Genomic DNA, 6065 nt, shown 5'->3' with positions numbered 1-6065 from the left:
AAACCACCTATCCGGTCTTAGCTACCGTTTCCGGTAGTTATCCCGGTCTTACAGGCAGGTTGCCTACGTGTTACTCACCCGTCCGCCGCTCCAGGGGGCTCCCCTAAGGGAGCACCCCTAGCGCTCGACTTGCATGTATTAGGCACGCCGCCAGCGTTCGTCCTGAGCCAGGATCAAACTCTCCATCAAAGAAAATCTGATTAGCTCATCATCTACTACTGGCGAGAATCTCTCGATTCTCTATCTTTACACTCACTCGTTGTTCAGTTTTCAAAGGGCAATTTCTTTCGACAAAATCGATTGAAATCTTTTGTCGTTTGTTGTCACCTATTTAGCGGCGACTTGATTAATATATCATATCGGCCCAATTCAATGCAAGCTTTTTTTTTGCGGAATATTATTTCCGTCTGTCTCACAATACCCACAGCTTCAAAGCGGCAAGAACAGCCAGTCCCGGAAGCCCAAGAATGCTGACCATACCCACAGTTACCGTATTAAGCGGAAGTTCCAGGTGGGTATACGAACTGAACAGATTAACAATATACAACATGATGCAAGCAAAAGCAAGATGCAGGCATATTTTGCCCAGCCACTGAAAAGCAAACCGATTTCTCATCAATAAGAAACCAAGCAACCCGCCGGACAGGAGAAAAACCCCCCACAATATATAAGGCTTCATGAAGACTCCTCCAATACAAAGCTGGACCATACTTCATTCGGTGAGATTCTCATATTTTTGGCTTGCCTGATCAGCATCTCAAACCTTTTTTCGGCAGTCTCCAAAGCAAACACGGCGTAATCGATCTGTTCCTTTTCTATAACGTAATCAAACCGCTTCTGCGCCGTTTCCCATTCCAGATGCGCTTTGCGTATTTCCTGTACAAGCAAAAGCCTATCGTTTTGTATCGCGTCTTCTCTTTTCCTCTCCTTTCTTTTCCACAGTTTCAATATCCACTGCTTCATATCTCCGCCTCCTTGGTTTCTCCAGGTTCGTCCCATACATTACATACATATAAAGAACAGAACCCGAATAGAACCAAAAAAAGCCCTCCCCGGCAACGCGGCTCAATCAGCCGTAACCCGGGCAGGACCTCTTGGAGAAACAATCTATTTCATAGTAATTCCCTGCGCCCTTCAAGCGCTTTGGTTAATGTGACTTCGTCGGCATACTCCAAATCCCCGCCGACCGGCAGACCGTGTGCAATTCGTGTCACTTTCAGCCCAAAGGAACGGACCAGCCGAGACAAGTACATTGCGGTTGCTTCACCTTCAATATTCGGATTCGTGGCCAGAATAAGCTCCTGAACACGCTCATCGCTTAAGCGTTTCAATAAATCGGCAATCCGGATCTCGTCAGGCCCGATGCCTTCCATAGGCGAAATCGCTCCATGAAGAACATGATAATACCCGTTGTACTCTTTCGTCCGCTCCATGGCTACCAAATCTTTGGGCTCCTGCACCACGCAAATCGTTGAGGCGTCGCGGCTCTTGTCCTGACAAATACGGCACGGATCCGTGTCGGTAATATTACAGCAGACCGAACAATAGTGCAGATTCCTTTTGACATTTACGAGTGCTTTGGCAAAATCGATGACATCGTCTTCCTTCATTCGCAGCACATGAAACGCCAGGCGCCCCGCCGTCTTGGGTCCGACGCCCGGAAGCCGGGAGAACGAATCGATCAGCTTGGCTAATGGTTCGGGATAAAACAAGCGATTAGCTCCTCACACGTTAAACTTAGAGGCCTCTTTAGCCTCGCGCGGCTAATGATGATCCGGTCTCCGTTTAGAATAATCCCGGAATGTTAAGACCGCCGGTTAGTTTGGACATTTCTTTACCGGCCGATTCTTCCGCTTTCAGCATGGCGTCATTCGTAGCGGCAAGCACCAAATCCTGCAGCATTTCAACATCGTCCGGGTCCACAGCTTCCGGCTTGATCACAACGGAAGTTACCTTTTTATGTCCGTTGACCGTTACGCTAACCACACCGCCGCCGGCCGTGCCCTCGAACGTTTTGTTCGCCAGCTCTTCCTGGGCCTTCAGCATTTGCTCCTGCATTTTTTTCACTTGCTTCATCATTTGGTTCATATTGTTCATTATGAAATACACTCCTCGCGTTCACATATTAGTCTTCTTTTATTTTTACCAATTCTTCGCCAAACAATTGTATGGCCTCATCAATCCATGCTTCCCTGCCGCCGCCGGATTGTTCATCCTCTGCAACGAGCTGCAGCTCCTCTTTCGGCGCTTCGGCACCCCCAGCCTGATCGGATGCGGCTTTCCAGTCCTTCATCATCACCGTGACAAGCCGGTACGGCTGGCCGAGCACTTCATTCATGACCTGCTCGATCAATTGTTTGTTCGCAGGCTTTTCCGTCGTTTCCCGATGCATGGCGCTTTTGAATGCGACTAACAATCGGCCGTCATGGATGGAAACCGGCTCCCCGTCTACCAGCCAAGCGTGCACGGTAATTTTGAGCTCCTTCACCCGACCGAGCACTTGACTCCACTGCTGCAGCACGCCTCGGAAAGCGGCATCTTCTCTCCCTTGCAGGAAAGCATCCAGCTTTTCGATTTTCTTCACTACAGCCGGCGCAGAGGCTTGTCGGCCAGTGCCGCCTAATCCCGCTCTGCCGCTTGGCGCAGGACTGCCTCCGGCAGGAGCGATTCCCTGTTTCATCAGTTGGGCAAGCTGGTCTTCCAACCGCTGAATGCGGCCCATTAACTGGACAACCAGACCGTCTTGCCGTTCAGGCGCAGCCTGCACAACGGAAGCGGAACCCGAACCCGCGACCGGACCGCCAACCTGAGTACAAAGCTTCATTACGGCCACTTCAAGCAGCGTCTGAGGCTGCACGGAATATTTCATTTCCGTCTGATAATAGTTAAGCGTATCGATCATGGCAATCAGACTTTCGCTTGTAAACCGCTGAGCCACCTCGGAAAACCTCTTCACATCCACGATGCGTTCCGTGACCGCCCCTGACCCCGGCACCATCTTCACCATCAGCAAGTCACGGAAGTAGTAAATCAAGTTTTCCATACACTTGTCCGCACTTTTGCCTTCTTGCATAAAGTCATCGATCAATCGCAGCGCAGCGCCGAAGTCTTTGTCCTGAATGGCGGTAACGAGCTTCTCGAATTGATCGGACGCCATCCCCCCCGTAATGGAAAGCACGTCCTCGTAACTTACCCGCTGTCCGGAAAAAGCGATGATCTGGTCCAACAAACTGAGCGCATCGCGCATGCCTCCATCGGAGAGCCGGGCAATGAATGCCAACGCGTCCTCATCGATCTCTATTTGTTCGTTCGAACAAACCTCGCGAAGACGCTCCACTTGTTCATCAAGCGCTACGCGGCGGAAATCAAACCGCTGACAGCGGGATATAATCGTTGCAGGAATACGATGCGGTTCCGTCGTTGCCAAAATAAACATCACATGGCCGGGCGGTTCTTCCAATGTCTTGAGCAGCGCATTGAAAGCCTCTGTAGTCAGCATATGCACCTCGTCAATGATGTACACCTTTTGACGTACCTCGGTAGGCGCATATTTTACCTTATCGCGAATGTCGCGTATTTCCTCGACCCCGCGGTTGGAAGCCGCATCAATTTCCACGACATCCATTACGGCTCCTTCGGTAATCCGTAGGCAGGCCTCACATTGATTGCAAGGCTCCACTGCCGGACCGTTCTGGCAGTTAACGGCTTTAGCCAATATTTTGGCCGCACTGGTCTTGCCCGTCCCACGGGGACCGCTGAATAAATAAGCGTGACTGAAACGTCCTTCGCGAAGCGAATTTTGTAAGGTTTGGACAATATGCTTCTGGCCTACCATATCCTTAAAGGATTGGGGCCTCCATGTTCGGTATAAGGCGATATGTGCCATCTTGCCCTCTCCAAATGTTCGTTTATTCAGTCCATTATACTACACTTAAGAGCAGGTTTGAAGTTCATAGCCTTACGGGAAAGGAATGCTCACGGTAAACGTGGTTCCGAAGCCTTTGGAGGAAACTCGGATATGCCCCCCTATATCATGGATGATGCGCTGGCAGACGGATAAACCCAGACCCGTTCCTTCCACTTTCGTTGTAAAAAACGGATCGAATATTTTATCCACCACATACATCGGAATTCCGGGACCCGTATCATGGATAATGATATTGACTTTCCGTTCCTCCACATCCGCCTTTTCCGTTATCGTTAAAAAACCTCCATCTCCCATAGCTTCGATTCCGTTCTTGCATATGTTAAGAAACACCTGCTTGAGCATTTCACGATCGGCAACAACCAGAGGAAGGTCGTACATGGCTTCGTACTGTACAACAACCCGGTGCAAAATCGCTTCATTGTTGATGATCGGCAAAATGTCACGCAGCACTTGAGACACATCGACCTTATCGTATGTAACGTTCTTCGGTTTACTCAGCAGCAAAAATTCGTTGACCAGTTCATTAATCCGGTTGATTTCCTGCAGCATCACTTCCGTATAACCGCTTTCCTTCTCCAACCCCTGATCCTGAAGCGTTTTTCGAATAACCTGAAGGAACCCTTTAATGGAAGTTAGCGGATTCCGGATTTCATGCGCGGTACCCGCTGCTATCTGGCCGATCATGGCCAAGCGGTCGCTTCGCTGTACCTGTTCCTCCAGGGAACGAAGATTCGTAACGTCTTTAAAAATGATGTAAGCCCCTACGACCCGGCTTTCCTCATCTCTTAACACATTCGAATCGACAAGCAGCTCGTACCTTTCCTGGTTATTAGTCCATGACAGAGCGTGATTGCGTACGACCATGCCATCCAAAATGCTTCTTTGCACCAGTTGGTGTTCTGCCGGCAAATCAGCAAACACCTGTTCCATTGGCAACTGGAGAACCTGTTCTCTGTCTAAACCGAGTACACGACAGGCCATGTCGCTAATATCAATAAGCTCAAAATCCGTATTGATCAGCATAACTCCCAAATTGACATCTTTTAAGAACGTACCCGCAAATCGCTGGAGCAAATTTAATTCATGCTGCAACGCAATTCTCTCCCCCCTGTTTTTCTCTACGAAAGCCCATCGCACAACGCCGTATGGTTTGTACGTTCTTGCCGGCCCAGTTAACTTTAGTATACAATTCTCCTATTTTTTTCATTTTCCTCCCCTTTTTTAAGAAAACTTCTTACTCGAGCATTCCGGGGAGAAAATAATGAGCGGCCGACGCAAAAAAACACCGAATGGATAAGCCTAAGAGGCTTCCCATACGGTGTATTTCCTTTGTTCACTGTATTTTACTGTACATTAAGAAAAGAAAAACCGTGCACCTACCTTGATATTACGATCCAAGTGGAATTTTTATCATCGACTCAAGTTAGGCCACCCTTCGGCACATGAACCATCCCGCTTACGGCTGCTTCCTTCCGGACCTGACCGGGTTCACGGGCATCCATTGCGAAGGACCCGACTCTCAACACCGACTTTAAAACCCAACCCTCACATCGCAATACCGCGATTAGGCGTTCGACCCCGCTACAGCGGATTGCGGGTTACAGGGCACCGCTACCTCCCCGTCTAGCACGGCATAGATAAGTATAGTCGATCCCATCAAAAATATCAACCTGGAGGGAGTTATTTGGCAGAAACGTCAGCATCTATATTGTATCTCGGAGAGGCAGCGGCCAAAACAGCCTGCGCCTCGTGCTTGATCCGGGCAATTTCTTCCGCGCTTGTTCCGGCAGGCACATTGAGCAGTACATGGGCTACAGGCCCATTAAGAGTAATCGTTGTGTTCGTAACCATCGGGAACCGCTCTTTAATAGCAGCCTCCATCACACGAACATCATCGGAGTATGTCCGGTAGGTCTTGCTTAACGGCATGTTAGGATTCACTTCCGTAATCCCCAGCAAACCGTCTTTGCTATGCGTCCTCACTTCCTGCCGAGTATTGGCGGCTCCTCCGCAAGCCGTCGCAACAGAAACCGCCAGCAGCCATACCGCGGCAAGGAAAAAGATTCTTTTCTTCATAAAAAAACACCTCCTGCAGCACTAAGATACGTAATCTTAGAATAGCCACAGGAGGCACGGT

7 protein-coding genes, 1 rRNA gene and 1 other RNA gene are annotated in these 6065 nt (G+C 49.5%); all 9 read right to left on the bottom strand.

The annotated features are described in order from the left end of the window. Positions 1–189, bottom strand: a 16S ribosomal RNA gene (locus BLT35_RS16100); the annotation flags it as partial. A gap of 223 nt (positions 190–412) precedes the next feature. Beyond that, positions 413–679, bottom strand: coding sequence for a pro-sigmaK processing inhibitor BofA family protein (locus tag BLT35_RS16095; RefSeq protein WP_054817050.1), 267 nt, complete (start codon positions 677–679; stop codon positions 413–415). Further along, the gene (locus BLT35_RS16090) at positions 676–963 is read right to left on the bottom strand and encodes a DUF2508 family protein (protein WP_062410315.1); all 288 of its coding nucleotides are present in this window, start codon (positions 961–963) and stop codon (positions 676–678) included. The genes BLT35_RS16095 and BLT35_RS16090 overlap by 4 nt, the downstream gene beginning before the upstream one ends. 149 nt (positions 964–1112) lie before the next feature. Then, positions 1113–1712, bottom strand: a complete 600-nt coding sequence (gene recR / locus BLT35_RS16085; RefSeq protein ID WP_062410314.1) for a recombination mediator RecR — start codon at positions 1710–1712, stop codon at positions 1113–1115. Positions 1713–1785: 73 nt separating this feature from the next. Continuing rightward, positions 1786–2097 carry a YbaB/EbfC family nucleoid-associated protein gene (locus BLT35_RS16080; protein ID WP_062410313.1) on the bottom strand — a complete coding sequence of 104 codons (312 nt, stop codon included), beginning with the start codon at positions 2095–2097 and terminating at the stop codon, positions 1786–1788. Positions 2098–2125: 28 nt separating this feature from the next. After that, positions 2126–3886, bottom strand: coding sequence for a DNA polymerase III subunit gamma/tau (gene dnaX, locus BLT35_RS16075; RefSeq protein ID WP_062410312.1), 1761 nt, complete (start codon positions 3884–3886; stop codon positions 2126–2128). Between the two features lie 72 nt (positions 3887–3958). Further along, complete coding sequence (locus BLT35_RS16070) at positions 3959–5020, bottom strand: ATP-binding protein (protein ID WP_062410311.1); 1062 nt, start codon at positions 5018–5020, stop codon at positions 3959–3961. A gap of 276 nt (positions 5021–5296) precedes the next feature. Beyond that, positions 5297–5560: signal recognition particle sRNA large type (gene ffs / locus BLT35_RS16065), an RNA gene on the bottom strand. Between the two features lie 48 nt (positions 5561–5608). Further along, positions 5609–6004, bottom strand: coding sequence for a hypothetical protein (locus BLT35_RS16060; RefSeq protein ID WP_074728926.1), 396 nt, complete (start codon positions 6002–6004; stop codon positions 5609–5611). Positions 6005–6065: the final 61 nt, after the last annotated feature.

Origin of the sequence: Paenibacillus naphthalenovorans, assembly GCF_900099895.1 — a bacterium.
In the GTDB taxonomy this organism is placed as follows: Bacteria; Bacillota; Bacilli; order Paenibacillales; family NBRC-103111; genus Paenibacillus_G; species Paenibacillus_G naphthalenovorans.
The sequence above is the reverse complement of the archived record's forward strand: the minus strand, read 5'-3'. Positions and strand labels throughout refer to the sequence as shown.

Bases quoted from the DNA above. Each gene is read 5' to 3' on its own strand.
- BLT35_RS16095 (WP_054817050.1), bottom strand. From the start codon at position 679: ATGAAGCCTTATATATTGTGGGGGGTTTTTCTCCTGTCCGGCGGGTTG.
- dnaX (WP_062410312.1), bottom strand. From the start codon at position 3,886: ATGGCACATATCGCCTTATACCGAACATGGAGGCCCCAATCCTTTAAG.
- BLT35_RS16090 (WP_062410315.1), bottom strand. From the start codon at position 963: ATGAAGCAGTGGATATTGAAACTGTGGAAAAGAAAGGAGAGGAAAAGA.
- BLT35_RS16060 (WP_074728926.1), bottom strand. From the start codon at position 6,004: ATGAAGAAAAGAATCTTTTTCCTTGCCGCGGTATGGCTGCTGGCGGTT.
- BLT35_RS16080 (WP_062410313.1), bottom strand. From the start codon at position 2,097: ATGAACAATATGAACCAAATGATGAAGCAAGTGAAAAAAATGCAGGAG.